Below are 16,804 nucleotides of genomic sequence, written 5' to 3' on the forward strand. Positions count from 1 at the left end.
GGTTTTAGCGCAAACGGCCGTGCCGAGGGTGCGCGGGCGTTGCCGCCGCGGCCGCCCCGTCGGGCGCACGCGGCACGAAATCTTCCACACCGCCACCGGCACCCAACTGCACTTGGCACACGCGCAGCATGTGCTCGCGCATGCGCTGGCGCGCGCGTTGCACGCACGACTTGGCCGCGGCCAGAGTCAGACCTTTGGCGCGCGCAAAACTGCCCTGCGTCATGCCCTGCAAGTCGCATGCTTCGATGGCCTCGCGGTCTTGTGCGTCGAGCTCTTGCAACACACGCGGCAGGCACGTTTGCGCGAGCCGGTCCACCGGCGCCAGCTCGACCTCATCGAACGGCAGGGAGGCGAGCAGTTCCTCGGTCAACGGCTCGGGCGCAACGGACTGACGCTGGCGGTCGATGAGCGCGTGACGCGCCACCTCGAACAGCCAAGCGCGCGGCTGGGCCACGTGCGTCAGACGCTCGCCTTGCCGCAGCGCTTTGAGAAACACCTCTTGCAGCACGTCTTCGGCATCCTGCGGCGTGGGCAAACGCGCGACCAGCCAGCGCCGCAATTCGGCCTGATGCAGGGACCACCACTGCGACACCTCAACGGACCCGACCGACGCGCGCGACATCGCTCTTCAACCACCTAACCCCATGGGACAAGTATCGTTTGGGCGGCTCACGCGCGGCGTGGGCATCAGGGGTGCGCCGGTGCCGCTGCGCAGTCACGCAGCAGCGCGGTGGCGGCGCGGTCGAGCGCCTGTGCCCCCAAGTCGGGCAGCGTCACCGTGCACACGGGCGCAGCAGCGGCGCGCGCCAGCGCGCGCTGGTACAGCGGGTCGTAGTGCAACTGCATGAGTTCGGCAAACAAAGGTGGCAGTTGCCCCGCCAAGGCCCATGCCTGCCAGCGCGCCAGTGTCTCGTTGGACTGCAGGCCACGCAAAGCCAGCAGACGCTGCGCCAGGGCGGGCGGGTCGCGTCCCAGCCACGCATAATCCTGCAGCACCAGCGCCAGCCGCGCCGCAAACGGCACCTGCAGCAGCACGCGCGGTGCTGCTTGCAGCGCACGGGTCAAGGATTCGGGCAACTGCACCGCGCCGATCTTGCGGCTTTCGGCCTCCACCCACACCGGCCGTGCGGGGTCGAAGCGCCGCAACGCATCAACCAGCGCGGTGTCGAAGGCCTTCTGGCTGGGCTGCGGCTGCCCGTCGGGCCACGCGCCCAGGATGGAGCCGCGGTGGCGCGCCAGCGCCTCCAGATCCAGCACCTGCGCCCCGCGGGCGGCCAGGGCCTGCAGCAGCCGCGTCTTGCCACTGCCGGTCGGACCGGCGATCACCCGCCAGTCCAGCGTCGGCGGCAGGGCGTCGAGCTGCTCCACGACCCAGCGCCGGTAGCCCTTGTACCCCCCCTGCAACTGCGCCGCGGCCCAGCCGATCTGGCGCAGCCATAGGGCAAACGCGCCGCTGCGCTGCCCGCCACGCCAGCAGTACACCAGCGGGCGCCAGCCGGCCGGCCGGTCCTGCATGACGGCCTCGATGTGGCGGGCGATGTTGCGCGCCACCCAGGCGCCGCCGATGCGCCGCGCCTCGAAAGCGCCGGTCTGTTTGTACAGCGTGCCGACGATGCGGCGCTCCTCGTCGTCGAGCACCGGCAGGTTGATCGCGCCGGGCAGGTGGTCGAGCGCAAACTCCGCCGGGCTGCGGGCATCGATCAGCGTGTCGAACGCACCGATCTGATCCAGGGTGACAATATCCGGTTTGGCGGCCATGGCAAGGCTGCAAATACTGCCGTACGGCAAATGGGACGACGATGAACACCGAGACACGTGACCCGAACCGACTGACCGCCTGGGCCCACGGCGGCGGCTGCGGCTGCAAGATCGCCCCGGCGGTGCTGCAGCGGCTGTTGGCCCAGGTGCCGCCGCACCTGGCGCCCCCCGAGCTGCTGGTGGGCACGGCCACCAGCGACGACGCCGCAGTCTACCGCCTGCGCGACGACCTGGCGTTGGTGGCGACCACCGATTTTTTCACCCCGGTGGTGGACGATGCGTTCGATTTTGGCGCGATCGCGGCCACCAACGCGCTGTCGGACGTGTACGCGATGGGCGGCCAGCCGCTGCTCGCGCTGGCGCTGGTGGGCATGCCCATCCAGCAACTGCCAGAGGCGGTCATCGCCCGCGTGCTGGAAGGCGGGGCGGCGGCCTGCCGTTCGGCCGGGGTGGTGCTGGCGGGCGGCCACTCCATCGACACCGTGGAGCCGATCTACGGCCTGGCCGCCATCGGCACCGTGCACCCCGATCACGTCAAAACCAACGCCGGTGCCCGGCCGGGCGATGTGCTGGTGCTGGGCAAGCCGCTGGGGGTGGGGGTGCTGTCCGCCGCCCTCAAAAAGGGGCTGCTGGAGGCCGACGGCTATACCGAAATGCGGCGTTGGACGACCTTGCTCAACCGCGCCGGAGCGGCGCTGGGCCAGTTGAGCGGCGTGCACGCGATGACGGATGTGACCGGCTTCGGCCTGGCCGGCCACCTGCTGGAGCTGTGCCGGGCGGCCAACCTGCTGGCCCTGTTGGAGACGGCGGCGCTGCCCGTGCTGGAAATCAGCCGCACGCTGCTGCGGCAAGGCATCGCCACCGGCGCCTCGGGCCGCAACTGGGCCAGCTATGGCGACGTGGTGGACCTGTCGGCCTTGCCCGCCGCTGAGCGCGGGCTGTGGCAGACGCTGGTCACCGATCCGCAAACCAGCGGTGGCCTGCTGGTGGCGTGCGCGCCCGATGCGCTGGCGGCAGTGCAGGCGGCGTTCACTGCCGCGCAGGGCAACCCCGGCTGGGTGATCGGCCAGCTGCAGGCCCCCCCAGCGGGCATGCCGCCCGGCGTGCGCCTGCGCTGACTCAACGAGCGGCCGGGGCGCGGTTGCGGGCGGCGGGCACCCGCCGGCAACGGGTGGCGACCGCAACGGTCAGGACGCGAACGGCCACGATGGCTCCATAGTGAAGAATCAACGCAGCCACGATTATCGACACCAGCCACGGCGCAGGCCGCCTGCCCAGCGGCGGGCCACACGCGCGTCGTCTCACTCCACCGTCACGCTCTTGGCCAGGTTGCGCGGTTTGTCGACATCGGTGCCGCGCGCACACGCGGTGTGGTAGGCCAGCAGCTGCAGTGGCACCACATGCAAAATGGGGCTCAGTGGCCCATAGTGCTCGGGCATGCGGATGACGTGCACCCCGTCGTCGCTGCCGATGTGGGTGTCGGCGTCGGCCAGGACGTAGAGCACGCCGCCGCGGGCGCGCACTTCCTGCATATTGCTCTTGAGCTTTTCCAGCAGCGCATCATGGGGGGCGACGGTGACCACCGGCATGGCGTTGGTGACCAAGGCCAGCGGACCGTGTTTGAGCTCGCCGGCCGGGTAGCCTTCCGCATGGATATAGCTGATTTCCTTGAGCTTGAGCGCGCCTTCCAGCGCAATCGGGTAGTGCGGACCACGCCCCAAAAACAGGGCATGCTCTTTGGTGGCGAAGTCCTCGGCCCAGCGGATGATGGCTGGCTCCAGCGCCAGCACCGCCTGCAGCGCCACCGGCAGGTGGCGCATCGCGCGCAAGTGTCTGGCCTCCCGCTCGGCGCTCAACCGTCCCTTGGCCTGCGCCAGCGCCAACGTCAGCAAAAACAGCGCCGCCAATTGGGTGGTGAAAGCCTTGGTGCTGGCCACGCCGATTTCCACGCCCGCGCGCGTCACGTAGGCCAGCTCGCACTCGCGCACCAGGGCACTGGTGGCCACGTTGCAAATGGCCAGCGTGTTGCCCATGCCCAGCGACTGCGCGTGGCGCAGGGCGGCAAGCGTATCGGCGGTCTCGCCGCTTTGGCTGATGGCCACCACCAGCGTGCGCGCATCGGGCACGCTGTCGCGGTAGCGGTACTCACTGGCGATCTCCACCGTGGTCGGCACGCGTGCGATCGACTCCAGCCAGTAGCGTGCCACGCAACCGGCGTAGTAGCTGGTGCCGCAGGCCAGGATGAGCACGCGGTCGGTCTCGGCAAAGACGCGCCACGCGGCGCGCGAGCGCACGCCGTGGTCGTCGAACAGCTCGGGCACGATGCCCTCCACCCCCTGCAGGGTATCGGCCAGCGCCCGCGGCTGCTCGAAGATTTCTTTCTGCATAAAGTGACGGTAGGGCCCCAAAGCGATATCCTGGCTGCCCACCTGCACGGTTTTGACGGGCCGCGCGGCCGCCTCCAGCGCACGGCCGTCGGCGCCGACGATGCGGTAGCGACCGAGCGAAACATCGACCACATCGCCTTCCGCCAAAAAAACGATGCGGTCGGTCACGCCGGCCAGTGCCAGCGCGTCACTGGCCAGATAGTGGGCCGCGGGGCCGTCGAGCGCCGCGCCGATGCCCAGGACCAGGGGCGAGCCGGCACGCGCGCCCACCAAGCGCTGCGGCTCGTCGTGATGCAACACCGCGATCGCGTACGCCCCGTGCAGGCGGGCGGTGGCCGCGCGCACCGCCTCCAGCAGGTCGCCCTCATACACGCTGTCGATCAGGTGCGCGATGACTTCGGTGTCGGTCTGGCTCTCGAACACATAGCCGCGGGCCTGCAGCTCGCCGCGCAAGGCCTCGTGGTTTTCGATGATGCCGTTGTGCACCAAAGCGACGCGGGCTGGCCGCTCACCCACGCGTACCCCCGGCCCACAGCTCACGTGCGGGTGCGCGTTGTGCACGGCGGGCGCGCCGTGCGTGGCCCAGCGCGTGTGGGCAATGCCCGTGGCCGCGCGCAATCCGTCGGCCAGCACCTGCGCCTGCAACTCGGCCACGCGTGCGGTGCTGCGCGCGCGCACCAAGCCGCCGCTGCGCACGACGCCATCCAACGGGCCCGCCATGTGCACCGCCAAACCGCACGAGTCATATCCCCGGTACTCTAGCCGCTGCAATCCCTGCACCAGCGTCGGCACCACATCGCCACTGCTCACCGCCCCGACAATGCCACACATCGCACCGCTCTCCCACGTATCTCTGGTGGATGCCGAGCGTACGACAAAGAAACAAACTTTGGATTTCAAATATCGATACCTTGTGAAATAAAATTACTCCCCAGCGTTGATATCGATATTGATTTCATAATCACCGTCATCGTGAAACTAGATGACACCGATCTGTGCCTGCTGGCCGAGCTGCAACGTGACGCCGCCGCGCCCCTGGCGACACTGGCGGTGCGCTGCCGGGTCTCGGCACCGACGGTGCTGCGCCGCATACGGCGGCTGGAGCAGGCCGGGCTGATCGAACACCGCGTGGCGATCCTGCACCCGCAGCGGCTGGCCGCTGCCGTGGGCGAAGGGCTACAGGCCATCGTGGAGCTGACGCTGGAGCGTCAAGGGGCCGAGTTCTTGCAGGCGTTCGAAGCGCTGGCCGTGGCCGACCCGGCCGTGCAACAGTGCTACCGGGTCAGCGCGGGGCCCGACTTCGTGCTGGTGGTGGCGGTGCGCACCATGGCCGAGTACCAAGCGCTGGCCCAACGCCTGTTCACTGCCCACGACAATGTGCGCACCGTCAAGGCCTATTTTTGCGTGCACCGTGCCAAGTTCGACACCCGGCTGCCACTGCCGAGCACGGCGGCGGCAGCGGGGGAATCCGGCGCCACCGCCGGCCAGCGCTGAGGCCGCCCCCAGCGGGCCTTGGGTTGGCCCCACCACACACGCCCCTCTGGATCCGATCCCTGCTGACGTATGATCTATGGCCATCGGATTGCCGAGGAGGCGCTGCATGGTCCGCTTGTTTCCTTCCGTCGTGCGAGCAGGGCTTGCCCTCGTGCTTGCGCTGGCGACGCTGACGGTTTACGCCCAAGAGCTGGTCAGCGTGCGCGTGCCCACCGCCAACCTGCGTGCGGGCCCGGGCACCGCCAGCGAAGTGCGGTGGCAGCTGCGCCAGGGCTACCCGCTGCTGGTGCTGCAGCGCCAGGGTGATTGGTTGCAGGTGCGCGACTTCGAAGGCGATGAAGGCTGGATCGCGGCCCGTCTGACCGACACACGGCGCCACCACGTGGTGCGGGTGCGCGTGCTCAACCTGCGCAGCGGCCCCGGCCTCGAATGGCAGGTGGTGGGACACGCACGCTATGGCGATGTGCTGGCCACCGTGCGACGCCAAGGCGACTGGGTACAGCTGCGCGCACCCAGTGGCAGCGGCACGGTCTGGGCCGCCAGCGACCACCTGTGGGGATGGTGAGACGGCAGCGCCGCCGGGGCACGCGGCCGCGCCTCGTCAATCGCGCCGTTTGACGGGCCGCTGCCAGTTGGGTATCGACACCGCTTTGGCGCGCGCCACCGTCAAGGCGCCGGGCGGCGTATCCTTGGTCACCGTGCTGCCCGCGCCGATGGTTCCGCCCGCGCCCAGCGTCACCGGCGCTACCAGCACACAGTTACTGCCCACGTGCACATCGGCCTCGATGACGGTGCGGTGCTTGTTGGCGCCGTCGTAATTGGCGGTGATGCTGCCCGCGCCATAGTTGACGCGCTCGCCCACCGTGGCGTCGCCCAGGTAGGCCAGGTGGTTGGCCTTGGCGCCCGCCGCCAGGGTCGTGTTCTTGACTTCGACGAAGTTGCCGATGTGCACCTGCGGCCCCAGTCGCGTGCCCGGACGCAGGCGCGCAAACGGCCCCACGCGCGCTGCGGCGCCGACCACCACCGGTTGGCCCGCGCCATCGATGTGCGTGAAGGGGTGAACGACGGCGCCCGCCTCGATCACCGCATCGGCAATGACACAGTGGGCGCCGATACGCACCCCGTCGCCCAGCACCACCCGGCCTTCGAACACGCAATTGACGTCGATCTCGACATCCTGCCCGCACACCAGCTCACCGCGCACGTCCAGACGCGCCGGGTCCGCCAGACGCACCCCGTGCGCCAGCAACGTCTGCGCCACACGACGCTGATGGGCCCGCTCCAGCTCGGCCAGCTGCGCCGGGCTGTTGACGCCGGCCACCTCGATGGGGTCGGTGATGCGGTGCGCCACCACCGGCGTGCCATCGGCGACGGCGTGGCGCACCACGTCCGTCAGGTAATACTCGCCCTGCGCGTTGCGGTTGTCCAACCGCGCCAACCAGGCACGCAGCCGCGCCGTGGGCGCCGCCATGATGCCGCTGTACACCTCGGTGATCTGGCGTTGCGCCACGCTGGCGTCTTTTTCCTCGACGATGCCACACACCGCGCCGGCAGCGTCACGCAGCACGCGGCCATACCCGTGCGGATCGGGCAGATCCACGGTCAGCAACGCCAGCGCCTGCGGCCCGCCTGCGGCCTGGGCGGCCAGTAGGGCCTGCAGCGTCTCGGGCCGCGTCAACGGCACGTCGCCCGACAACACCAAGGTCAAGCCGTCGTCGGCTAAGCATGGCAGCGCCTGCTGCACCGCGTGCCCGGTGCCCAGCTGCGGGCTCTGGCGCACGGCTTGCACGGACAACCCATGCGCCAAGGCGGGCAAGGCGGCTTCCACCGCCTCGGCCTGGTGACCGGTGACGACCACACAGGTGCGTGCCTGCACACCGCGCGCCGCCGCCAACACGTGGCCCAGCAGGGGCTGCCCCGCCAGCCGGTGCAATACCTTGGGGTGCGCGCTTTTCATGCGCGTCCCCTTGCCGGCGGCCAGTATCACGACGTCCACGGGCTGGGACATGGTTCCTCCTATCGTTTGGGGTCGAATGATCACATCCGGCGCCATTATCGACGCCGCCCTGCCCATACCCCGGACGGCGCCTACCCTGCCCGCGCTGGCGGCCGGCCGAACCGCTGGTGCCAACGCGACGGCGTGCATGGCGGCCCTTGTGCCCGTTGTGCGCCTGCCGTATCGTTGGCGGCATGAGCAACGTCTGCGCCTCGACGCCGCCCGGCGGCGCCACCCACGCCACCCCTGCCACGGTCACCGATCGGCCCGATGGCGGCCACCCGCCGCTGCGCTTTGCCGTGTTTGGCGCCGGCGCGGTGGGCACGTATTACGGCGCCCTGCTGGCGCGTGCCGGCTTCACGGTGACGCTGATCGGCCGCCCCGACCACGTCGCCGCGATCCAGGCACACGGCGTGCAACTGCTCACCGCCGAGGGGTCGATGCACATTGCGGTGGCAGCCCGCACCGAAGCCGCCGCCGTCGCCGACGCCGACGTGGTGCTGGTGTGCGTCAAGTCGGGCGACACCGAAGCCGCCGCCCGTGCCATCGCCGCCCATCTGACGCCGCAGGCGGTGGTACTGAGCCTGCAAAACGGCGTGGACAACGCCGCACTGCTGTCGCGCATTCTCGGGCGCCCCGCCGTGCCGGTGGCGGTGTATGTGGCGGTGGGCCTGGAAGGCCCGGGCGTGGTGCGTCACCACGGCCGTGGTGACTTGGTGTTGGCGCCCTTTCCGCAAGCACCGCAGGTGTTGGCGGCACTGGCCGCCGCGGGCATCCCGGCGGCGGTATCGGACGCTGTGCCGCAGGCGCTGTGGACGAAGCTGGTGATCAACTGCGCCTACAACGCCCTGTCGGCCATCACCGCGCGCCCCTACGGCTGGCTGTGGGCGCAGGACGGCGTGCCCGCGCTGCTGCAACAGGTGGTGCGCGAGTGCGTGGCGGTCGCGGCCGCCGAAGGCATCGTACTCGACGCAGCGGCGCTGGACACGCAGGTGCAGCATATCGCCCACTCGATGGCCACCCAGCGCTCCTCCACCGCGCACGACCTGCTGCGCGGCCGCCGCACCGAAATCGATCACCTCAACGGCGCCGTGGTGGCGCGCGCCCGCGCCCACGGCCTCAGCGCCCCTGCCAATCAAACCCTACACACCCTGGTTCGCCTGCTCGAACACGGCCGCGGCGCCTGAGTGCGCCGCGCGCAGCGCCCGAGCTGCGACAATCACGGGTCATGCAAGACACCTACGTCCTGACCCTGTCCTGCCAGGACAAGCCTGGCATCGTGCACGCCGTCTCCGGCTTTTTGTTGCAGTGGGGCGGCAATATCGAAGAGGCGGCGCAGTTCAACGACCGCGACTCCGGGCGCTTTTTCATGCGCGTGCAGTTCACCTGCCCCGGCCACGACACCGAGGCGCTGCGCGCCGCGCTGCACGACTTCGGTCGGCAGCACGCCATGCACTGCGCCCTGCACCCCTGGGGTGAGCCGATGCGCACCGTGATCTTCGTCAGCCAGCAGGGCCACTGCCTCAACGACCTGCTGTTTCGCTACAAAAGCGGTCTGCTGCGGCTCGACATTCGCGCCATCATCAGCAACCACCGCGACTTCTACCAACTGGCCGCGAGCTACGACATTCCGTTCCATCACATTCCGGTCAGCGCCGCCACCAAGGCGCAGGCCGAGGCGCGTCAGCTCGACATCATCGAGCAAGAGCAGGCCGAACTCGTCGTGCTGGCGCGCTATATGCAAATCCTGTCCGACGGCATGTGTGAGCGGCTGGCCGGGCGCGCCATCAACATCCACCACAGCTTCCTGCCCAGCTTCAAGGGCGCCAAACCCTACTATCAGGCGCACGAGCGCGGGGTCAAGCTGATCGGCGCAACCGCCCACTACGTCACGGCCGACCTGGACGAAGGCCCGATCATCGAGCAGGACGTGGCGCGCGTGGACCACAGCATGACGGTGGAGGATCTGGCCGCCATCGGCCGCGACACCGAAAGTCAGGTGCTGGCGCGCGCCGTCAAGTGGCACAGTGAGCACCGCGTGCTGCTCAATGGCCAGCGCACGGTGGTCTTCCGCTAAAACCGATGGCAGCGCGCATCCCACCCATTCAGTGCTTGCTGACCTTCGAAGCACTGGCGCGCCTGCGCAGCGTCACGCAAGCCGCCGATGAACTGTGTGTCACCCCCAGCGCGGTCAGCCATCGCATCCGCCAGCTGGAGGAACAGCTGGGCGTGAAGCTGTTCGGGCGGGCCGACTTTTCCCTCACCACCGAAGGCAGCGAATACCTGGCCCAGGTGCGCGAGGCGCTGGCGGCCTTACAGCGTTTCCCCAGCCGCGGCGCCACGCCGGGGCGGCGCAAGCTGCGCCTGGCGGTCACGCCCACCTTCGCGCGCTCGATTCTGATGCCGCGCCTGCGCCACTTCGCCGAGGCTTACCCCGAGATCGACCTGACGCTGCAGGTCAGCATTCCGCTGCTGGACGTGGTGGCCGAGGACGCCGACCTGACGATTCGCTTTGGCACCGGGCGCTACCAGGACGTGGAGTTCACCTGCATCCTCAAAGACGAGGTCACGCCCCTGGCTTCGCCCGCCTTCGTGCGCGAGCACGGGCCGTTCGAGCGTCCGGAAGACCTGGACGGCGTGCCGCTGCTGCGCAGCCCACTGGAGCCGTGGCGCACCTGGTTTGCCGCGCACCATCTGGACTGGCCCGAACCCACCGACGGCTCGCAGTTCAACGACATCGGGCTGATGTGCGACGGCGCCGCCGCCGGCATGGGCGTGGCGCTGGTGCGGCTCAAGCTCGGCGCACCGTGGCTGGAAAACGGCACGCTGGTGCGGCTGTATCCGCACACCGTGCCCAGCCCGCACGCGCACTACCTGTGCTGGCGCGCCGGGGCGATGGAGCGCTGGGAGTGCGCCACCTTCGCCGCCTGGTTGCGGCAAGCGGTGGCTTAGTCTCGCGAGCGACAAACGCAGAGGGCAGTTGCAGACCATCTCTGGCGCACACGACGGTCGTCCTTGCGAGCTCGCGCGGGGTGGCCCGCGTGGCACCGTTCCCGGCGCACGCAGCAGCCTCCCCCGCGACCGCGTCCGCGCGCGGCCGATCGCCTTATTCGATGCGGATGCGCTTGCCGGCCACCGCCACTTTCTTCGGCAGCGTCAGCGTCAACACGCCGTTTTCGAACTTGGCGCTAGCCGCGCCTTCGTCCACATCGCCCGGCAGGGCGAAGCTGCGCGATACGGCGCCGAAGTAGCGCTCGCTGTGCAGCACCTTCTCACCCTCGCGCTTGACGTCCTCTTGCTTGACTTCGGCGCTGATGGTGACCACGTTGTTGTCCACTGTGACGTGGATCGCGTCCTTGTTGACACCCGGCATCTCGGCCGAGATGGTGTAGGCGTTGTCGGACTCGGTGATATCGACCTTGATCTGCTGCGGCAGCGGGTCGCCATGCAGCGGCCGGATGTAGAAACCCGGCGCCAGATCGCGGAAAAACTCGTCAAACAGGCTCATGCGGCGCGGAATCAGGTTGCTCATGGGTGCATTCTCCTTGGCTGAACCGTGGAGGCATTTCCGAACCGTCAGCCGCCGCCTCCACATCGGCGCCGACGGCCAGCATGTCGTGCTCTGTCCCCGAGATGAGGATGGGCTGCGGCCCTTTCAAGAGCCTGCGGCCGTTGGGTGGCGCGCGTGGGCGCGCATCCTGGGCCCGCTGCACCGCAGGCACGCCACGATGCCGCCTGCGCTCGCAGCCGACTTTGATCCAGCGCAAAAGACCCGCGCCTTGCGCCGGCGTCCAACGGCGCTGCGCGATTTTTCGCCGGACCAGCGTCGTGCAGGCGTTCGTTGAACGCACGTCACATGACGCTGCGCTTTTTTTTCACCCATCGACAGCGCTCCTGCCCTACACTGTGCCCATGAGCCTGCTCGATGCCACCGCCCACGACGCCGCCGAGCGCGCCGCCCGCCAAGCCGAGGTGGTGCGCGCGCTGGCCGCCGTCCTGCCGCCGCACGCGCTGTTGTGGACGGCGGAAGAGACCACACCCTACGAATGCGATGGACTGACCGCTTACCGCCAGCGGCCGCTGGCGGTGGCCCTGCCGGAAACCGAAGACCAGGTGCAGGCGGTGCTGCGTGCCTGCCACGCGCTGCAGGTGCCGGTGGTGGCGCGCGGCGCCGGTACCGGCCTGTCGGGCGGAGCCATGCCGCACCCACTGGGCGTGACGCTGTCGCTGGCCAAGTTCAACCGCATCGTGCGCATCGATCCACTGGCGCAGACCGCCGTGGTACAAGCCGGCGTGCGCAATTTGGCCATCAGCGAGGCGGCGGCGGCTTACGGTTTGTACTATGCCCCCGACCCGAGCAGCCAGATCGCCTGCACCATCGGCGGCAACGTGGCCGAAAACTCCGGCGGCGTGCATTGCCTCAAATATGGCTTGACGCTGCACAACGTGCTCAAGGTGCGCGGCTTTTTGGCCGATGGTGAGCCCATCACCTTCGGCGGCGACGCGTTGGACGCACCCGGTTTGGATTTACTGCCGCTGGTGGTCGGCTCCGAAGGCATGTTGGCGGTGGTGCTGGAAGTGACCGTGCGCCTGCTGCCGCGGCCGCAGCTGGCGCGCTGCATCATGGCCAGTTTTGCCGACGTGCGCAGTGCCGGTGAAGCGGTGGCGGCGGTGATCGCCGCCGGCATCATCCCGGCGGGGCTGGAAATGATGGACAAGCCGATGACGGCAGCGGTGGAGGACTTCGTGCACGCCGGCTACGACCTGGACGCCGCCGCCATCTTGCTGTGCGAATCCGACGGCACCCCCGAGGAGGTGGCCGAGGAAATCGAACGCATGAGCGCCGTGCTGCGCGCCGCCGGCGCCACGCGCATCGCCGTCAGCCGCGACGAGGCCGAGCGGCTGCGCTTCTGGAGCGGACGCAAAAACGCCTTTCCAGCCAGCGGGCGCATCAGCCCTGACTACATGTGCATGGATTCCACCATCCCGCGCAAACGGCTGGCCGACATCCTGCAGGCCATCGCCTCAATGGAGCAACGCTACGGGCTGCGCTGCGTCAACGTCTTTCACGCCGGCGACGGCAATCTGCACCCACTGATTTTGTTCGACGCCAACGACCCCGACCAACTGGCGCGGGCCGAGCGCTTCGGCGCCGACATCCTGGAGACCAGCGTCGCCATGGGCGGCACGATCACCGGCGAGCACGGCGTGGGCGTCGAAAAGCTCAACAGCATGTGCGTGCAATTCAGCCCCGAAGAGCGCGCGCAGATGATTGCCGTCAAGCACGCGTTCGACCCGGACGGGCGGCTCAACCCCGGCAAGGTGATCCCCACCCAGCACCGCTGCGCCGAGTACGGCCGCATGCTGGTGCGCGGCGGGCAGATACCGCATCCCGAATTGCCGCGCTTCTGAAAAAGCGTTGCGGGCGCGTGCCATGCGCTACAGTTGCAGCCATGCAGCCGCTGCCGCGCGACCCATGGCCCACCCACCTGCCCGCCGCGTTTTTCGACGCGCTCGATAGCGCCGACCCGGCCGCCGCGGCGCTGGCTGCCACAGGCCCGAGCGGCGATGAGACCTGGTGGCAAGCCTTGGTGCACGCCCTGCCCGACGGCGTGTTGGCGCTGGACATGCAATTGCGCTGCCGCTGCGCCAACCCGGCGCTGCAGCCGCTGCTACGGCCTGGTGTGACGTGGCAGACCATCGTGGGACAGTCGTGGCACGACGTGCTGGCCGACGGCGTGCTCGACGCGCTGCTGCCGTGGGTGGCGCTGGCCCAGGGTGGAGAGGCGGGACAGACCACACTGCGATGGCCAGCCGACGACACCGCCCCCCCTTGGACACTGAACGTGCGCCCGCTTTGGGACGTGCGCGGCGCAGCGACGGGTGTACTGGTGCTGGCCCGCCCGGACACCCATGCGCACGCCATGCAGGCCGCCGCCGCGCGCGAGCACGAACTGCGCACGCGCTTGCAGCAGCAAGACGCGGCGCTGGCCACGCAGCAGGCACGCTGGCAGGCGCTGTCCAGCGCGTTGCGTGACGCCGCCATCGTCTTTCTGGACCCCGCCGGCCGCATCAGCGATTGGCCGCCCAGCGCCGAACGCCTGCTTGGTTACCCGGCCGCGGCCGTCGTGGGCGTGGACACCACCGCGGCCGACAGCGCTGCGCCGCAGCCGCTGCCGCCCGACACCCCGCAGGCCCTGGAGCGCGCCGCGCTGCTTGGCCAGGCCGAGTCGACCGGCTGGCTGGCGCGCGCCGACGGCACACAACTGTGGGCCCATATCGTCTACACGGCCTTGCATGACGCCGATGGCCAGCCGCTGGGCACCGCCTGCCTGGTGCGCGATATGAGTGCGGTGCACCGGCTCGAAGCGCTGCTGCGCGAGCTCAACCAGGGACTGGAACGCCAAGTGCAGGAACGCACGCAAGCGCTGCAGGCCGCACTGCACGACCTCGAAGCCTTCGCCTACTCCGTCTCGCACGACCTGCGTGCGCCGCTGCGCCACATCACCGCCTACCTGGGTTTGTTGCGCGAAGATCTCGGCGTCCCCGTGTCCGACGCGGTGCAGGAGGATCTGGCCACCATCGACGAGGCGGCCGCGCGCATGGGGCAACTGATCGAGGGCCTGTTGGCTTTTGCGCGGCTGGGGCGCGCGGCGCTGCAGCGCCAGCCCGTGCCGATGTTGGATTTGTTGCTCAGCAGCATCAACCGCGTCCAGCACGACCCGGCGCTGCGACGCGCGCCCGGGGAGTACGAACTGCACCTGCCGGCCACGCTGCCCGTGGTCGACGGCGATCCGCTGCTGCTGTCGCAGGTGTGGGACAACCTGCTCGGCAACGCCTTCAAATACAGCCGTCCGCGTCACCCTGCGGTCATCCAGGTCGAAGGCGGCGTCCAGCCCGCTGCTGGCGGTGGCCAGGAGGCGATCTTTCGCGTGCGCGACAACGGGGTTGGCTTCGACGACCGTCACGCCTCCAACCTGTTCGGCGTCTTTCAGCGCCTGCACCGCCCGCAGGAATTCGAAGGCACCGGCATCGGGCTGGCCCTGTGTCGGCGCATCGTCGAGCGGCACGGTGGGCGCATCGGCGCGACCGCTCGCCCCGACGCCGGCGCCACCTTCTGGTTTACGCTGCCACTGGCCAGCACCGCCTCGGCTTGAGTGCGTCCCGCTCCGCTGCCCTTGCTGCCCCATCCATCGATGTCGCTGCTCGACGCCTCCACCACCGCCGCCGCCCTGCCCTACCCCCGGCTGGTGCAGGCCGTGGAGGCGCTGCTGCGCGACGACGACGTCCAGGTACCGGCGCGCCTGGTCCACCCCCTGCCCAGTGGTGGCAGTTTGTTCGTCATGCCGGCGACCGACACGCGACTGGCCGTCGTCAAACTGATCACCTTCGTGCCCGACAACCCGTCCCATGGCCGCCCCGCGATCCACGGCGACGTCATCGTCTTCGATGCGCGCAGCGGGCTGCGCCGCTGCGTCCTCGATGGTCCCACGGTGACGGCGCGTCGCACCGCGGCCGTCACCGTGGCCGCGGCACGCCGACTCGCTGCCTGCCCGGCCGGCCCACTGTTGATCGTGGGCGCTGGCGTGCAAGGGCGCGCCCATCTGGAGGCCTTCGTCACCGCGCTTGGTGTGCAGCAGGTCAGCATCGCCTCGCGCAACACCCAAAGCGCCGCGGCGCTGGCCGCACATGCCGCCGCCTTGGGGGCGCGAGCCCGCGTGGTGGACGAGCCCAACGCGGCCCTGGCCGACCATCCGCTGGTCGTCAGCTGCACCACCGCGCACGGCGTGGTGCTGGACGCGTCGCCCCGCCGAGACGCCTTCGTGGCGGCGATCGGCGCCTTCACACCGCAGATGATCGAATGGGCACCTGCGGTCGTGCGCGCCATCGCCGCCGACGGCACCATCGTGGTGGACACGCGCGACGCCGACCACGAGGCCGGCGACCTGCTGCAAGCCGGGGTCGACGTGGCCGCCTGGCCCACCCTGGGCGACGTGATCCGCGACACCCCCCTGTGGCGCCAGCAGCAAGGCAAGCGCCCGGTATTTTTCAAAAGCTGCGGCTGGGCGGGCTGGGACTTGGCCGCCGCACGCTGCGCAGTACCGCCCCTGGCGCACGCAGCGGATGGACGCTCGGGATGAGGCGAGCGCCCCGCCACCCGCTGCATCCAACCCCCGTTATTTCCCGTTGGCACGGACTGCACCCGTCGCCGCCAACCCACGACACAGGAGATTCGATCATGGTGCAACGCTTCGACGTCGGCGCACGCCTGTCGGAGATGGCCATCCACAACGGCACGGTCTATCTGGCCGGTCAGGTGCCAGACGATCCGACCCAGGACATCGAGGACCAAACCCGCCAGGTGCTGGGCATGATCGATGCGCTGCTGGCGCGCGCCGGCACCGACAAGACCCGGCTGCTGATGGTGCAGATCTTCCTGGCCGATCTGGCCGACTTCGACGCCATGAACCGCGTCTGGGACGCCTGGGTGCCCGCCGGCCACACGCCGCCACGCGCCACCGTTGAAGCCAAACTGGCCGACCCGCGCTGGAAGATCGAAATCGTCGCCACCGCGGCGCTCTGATGCCACGCGCGGGCCCGTACCGCGCAGCGACGCTGCCCGGGCCGCGACCCACACTCCGATCCCCCCATCGGCAACCGCACCAGCACACCGTCGGGCACACCGTCGGTGCACCCACTCAACGGTAGGTGCGCAGGTGGATACTGGTTTCGCTGCTGTGGATGCCCTTGATGAGCCGAATGCGCTCCAGGATATCCGAGAGCTCGTGCATCGATGTGGCCTCCAATTCGGCCAACAGGTCCCAGCGGCCGTTGGTATCGTGGAGTTTGACCACGCCCGGCTCACCCAACAGGCTGGCGATCACGGCGCGCGTCTGGTTGCCCTCCACCAAAATGCTCATCCAGGCGCGTGTCGTGTCTCGGATGATTCGTTGACTGGACGACGCCGTGGTTTACTGTTGGCCCGAGAGGTCATGCTGGAGCTGAAACGATGCATCTGAGGCTGCACAAGAACGTCACCACGGGTAGTGTGCTGACTTGTGTGCAAAATCGCCTGGGGTAGTAAGCGGGCGGGTGGTCATGGTAAGAGGTTGATTGCGAGATCGACCTTGAACCCTGAAGGAGGGCAAACCATGACCACGAGCAAGCA

15 protein-coding genes and 1 pseudogene are annotated in these 16,804 nt (G+C 69.2%); 10 read left to right on the forward strand and 6 right to left on the reverse strand.

What is annotated here, in order from left to right:
* Positions 1-4 precede the first annotated feature (4 nt).
* On the reverse strand, positions 5-622 hold the full coding sequence (locus Tchar_RS07940) for a sigma-70 family RNA polymerase sigma factor (RefSeq protein ID WP_144328527.1): 618 nt from the start codon (positions 620-622) through the stop codon (positions 5-7).
* Positions 623-687: 65 nt separating this feature from the next.
* Positions 688-1,758: a tRNA 2-selenouridine(34) synthase MnmH gene (mnmH, locus tag Tchar_RS07945; RefSeq protein WP_144328528.1), complete on the reverse strand. Its 1,071-nt coding sequence runs from the start codon at positions 1,756-1,758 to the stop codon at positions 688-690.
* Positions 1,759-1,799: 41 nt separating this feature from the next.
* Here mnmH and selD point away from each other — a divergent pair, with 41 nt between their 5' ends.
* Positions 1,800-2,876, forward strand: coding sequence for a selenide, water dikinase SelD (selD, locus tag Tchar_RS07950; protein ID WP_144328529.1), 1,077 nt, complete (start codon positions 1,800-1,802; stop codon positions 2,874-2,876).
* A 183-nt stretch (positions 2,877-3,059) separates the two neighbouring features.
* Here the strand turns inward: selD and glmS are convergent, their stop codons facing one another.
* Entirely contained in the window at positions 3,060-4,976 is a 1,917-nt protein-coding gene (gene glmS, locus Tchar_RS07955) for a glutamine--fructose-6-phosphate transaminase (isomerizing) (protein ID WP_144328530.1), read from the reverse strand.
* A gap of 141 nt (positions 4,977-5,117) precedes the next feature.
* Between glmS and Tchar_RS07960 the strand changes: the two genes are divergently transcribed.
* Both Tchar_RS07960 and Tchar_RS07965 read left to right on the forward strand, forming a co-directional pair.
* Complete coding sequence (locus Tchar_RS07960; protein WP_236640390.1) at positions 5,118-5,639, forward strand: Lrp/AsnC family transcriptional regulator; 522 nt, start codon at positions 5,118-5,120, stop codon at positions 5,637-5,639.
* 106 nt (positions 5,640-5,745) lie between these two features.
* A complete protein-coding gene (locus Tchar_RS07965) occupies positions 5,746-6,204 on the forward strand; it encodes an SH3 domain-containing protein (protein ID WP_161595482.1) in 459 nt (152 codons plus the stop codon).
* 36 nt (positions 6,205-6,240) lie between these two features.
* Here the strand turns inward: Tchar_RS07965 and glmU are convergent, their stop codons facing one another.
* Entirely contained in the window at positions 6,241-7,647 is a 1,407-nt protein-coding gene (glmU, locus tag Tchar_RS07970) for a bifunctional UDP-N-acetylglucosamine diphosphorylase/glucosamine-1-phosphate N-acetyltransferase GlmU (protein ID WP_144328533.1), read from the reverse strand.
* 182 nt (positions 7,648-7,829) lie between these two features.
* Between glmU and Tchar_RS07975 the strand changes: the two genes are divergently transcribed.
* The 3 genes from Tchar_RS07975 to Tchar_RS07985 are packed head-to-tail and all read left to right on the forward strand — an operon-like array spanning position 7,830 to position 10,587.
* Entirely contained in the window at positions 7,830-8,822 is a 993-nt protein-coding gene (locus Tchar_RS07975; protein ID WP_144328534.1) for a ketopantoate reductase family protein, read from the forward strand.
* A gap of 41 nt (positions 8,823-8,863) precedes the next feature.
* Positions 8,864-9,712, forward strand: coding sequence for a formyltetrahydrofolate deformylase (gene purU, locus Tchar_RS07980; protein ID WP_144328535.1), 849 nt, complete (start codon positions 8,864-8,866; stop codon positions 9,710-9,712).
* A 5-nt stretch (positions 9,713-9,717) separates the two neighbouring features.
* Complete coding sequence (locus Tchar_RS07985) at positions 9,718-10,587, forward strand: LysR substrate-binding domain-containing protein (protein WP_144328536.1); 870 nt, start codon at positions 9,718-9,720, stop codon at positions 10,585-10,587.
* 154 nt (positions 10,588-10,741) lie between these two features.
* Here the strand turns inward: Tchar_RS07985 and Tchar_RS07990 are convergent, their stop codons facing one another.
* Positions 10,742-11,167 carry an Hsp20/alpha crystallin family protein gene (locus Tchar_RS07990; protein ID WP_144328537.1) on the reverse strand — a complete coding sequence of 142 codons (426 nt, stop codon included), beginning with the start codon at positions 11,165-11,167 and terminating at the stop codon, positions 10,742-10,744.
* A 380-nt stretch (positions 11,168-11,547) separates the two neighbouring features.
* Between Tchar_RS07990 and Tchar_RS07995 the strand changes: the two genes are divergently transcribed.
* From Tchar_RS07995 to Tchar_RS08010, 4 genes are all read left to right on the forward strand, one after another.
* Entirely contained in the window at positions 11,548-13,047 is a 1,500-nt protein-coding gene (locus Tchar_RS07995; RefSeq protein ID WP_144328538.1) for an FAD-linked oxidase C-terminal domain-containing protein, read from the forward strand.
* Positions 13,048-13,088: 41 nt separating this feature from the next.
* The gene (locus Tchar_RS08000) at positions 13,089-14,792 is read left to right on the forward strand and encodes a sensor histidine kinase (protein WP_144328539.1); all 1,704 of its coding nucleotides are present in this window, start codon (positions 13,089-13,091) and stop codon (positions 14,790-14,792) included.
* A 39-nt stretch (positions 14,793-14,831) separates the two neighbouring features.
* Positions 14,832-15,776, forward strand: a complete 945-nt coding sequence (locus Tchar_RS08005; protein ID WP_144328540.1) for a delta(1)-pyrroline-2-carboxylate reductase family protein — start codon at positions 14,832-14,834, stop codon at positions 15,774-15,776.
* Between the two features lie 98 nt (positions 15,777-15,874).
* Positions 15,875-16,219: a RidA family protein gene (locus Tchar_RS08010; RefSeq protein ID WP_144328541.1), complete on the forward strand. Its 345-nt coding sequence runs from the start codon at positions 15,875-15,877 to the stop codon at positions 16,217-16,219.
* A gap of 115 nt (positions 16,220-16,334) precedes the next feature.
* On the opposite strand, the pseudogene Tchar_RS08015 reads toward Tchar_RS08010, so the two are convergent.
* Positions 16,335-16,565 (reverse strand): annotated as a pseudogene (locus Tchar_RS08015) (Lrp/AsnC ligand binding domain-containing protein); the annotation flags it as partial.
* Positions 16,566-16,804 lie beyond the last annotated feature (239 nt).

It is taken from the genome of Tepidimonas charontis (assembly GCF_007556685.1).
GTDB lineage: Bacteria > Pseudomonadota > Gammaproteobacteria > Burkholderiales > Burkholderiaceae_C > Tepidimonas > Tepidimonas charontis.

Bases quoted from the DNA above. Each gene is read 5' to 3' on its own strand.
- Tchar_RS07940 (WP_144328527.1), bottom strand. From the start codon at position 622: ATGTCGCGCGCGTCGGTCGGGTCCGTTGAGGTGTCGCAGTGGTGGTCC.
- mnmH (WP_144328528.1), bottom strand. From the start codon at position 1,758: ATGGCCGCCAAACCGGATATTGTCACCCTGGATCAGATCGGTGCGTTC.
- selD (WP_144328529.1), top strand. From the start codon at position 1,800: ATGAACACCGAGACACGTGACCCGAACCGACTGACCGCCTGGGCCCAC.
- glmS (WP_144328530.1), bottom strand. From the start codon at position 4,976: ATGTGTGGCATTGTCGGGGCGGTGAGCAGTGGCGATGTGGTGCCGACG.
- Tchar_RS07965 (WP_161595482.1), top strand. From the start codon at position 5,746: ATGGTCCGCTTGTTTCCTTCCGTCGTGCGAGCAGGGCTTGCCCTCGTG.
- glmU (WP_144328533.1), bottom strand. From the start codon at position 7,647: ATGTCCCAGCCCGTGGACGTCGTGATACTGGCCGCCGGCAAGGGGACG.
- Tchar_RS07975 (WP_144328534.1), top strand. From the start codon at position 7,830: ATGAGCAACGTCTGCGCCTCGACGCCGCCCGGCGGCGCCACCCACGCC.
- purU (WP_144328535.1), top strand. From the start codon at position 8,864: ATGCAAGACACCTACGTCCTGACCCTGTCCTGCCAGGACAAGCCTGGC.
- Tchar_RS07985 (WP_144328536.1), top strand. From the start codon at position 9,718: ATGGCAGCGCGCATCCCACCCATTCAGTGCTTGCTGACCTTCGAAGCA.
- Tchar_RS07990 (WP_144328537.1), bottom strand. From the start codon at position 11,167: ATGAGCAACCTGATTCCGCGCCGCATGAGCCTGTTTGACGAGTTTTTC.
- Tchar_RS07995 (WP_144328538.1), top strand. From the start codon at position 11,548: ATGAGCCTGCTCGATGCCACCGCCCACGACGCCGCCGAGCGCGCCGCC.
- Tchar_RS08000 (WP_144328539.1), top strand. From the start codon at position 13,089: ATGCAGCCGCTGCCGCGCGACCCATGGCCCACCCACCTGCCCGCCGCG.
- Tchar_RS08005 (WP_144328540.1), top strand. From the start codon at position 14,832: ATGTCGCTGCTCGACGCCTCCACCACCGCCGCCGCCCTGCCCTACCCC.
- Tchar_RS08010 (WP_144328541.1), top strand. From the start codon at position 15,875: ATGGTGCAACGCTTCGACGTCGGCGCACGCCTGTCGGAGATGGCCATC.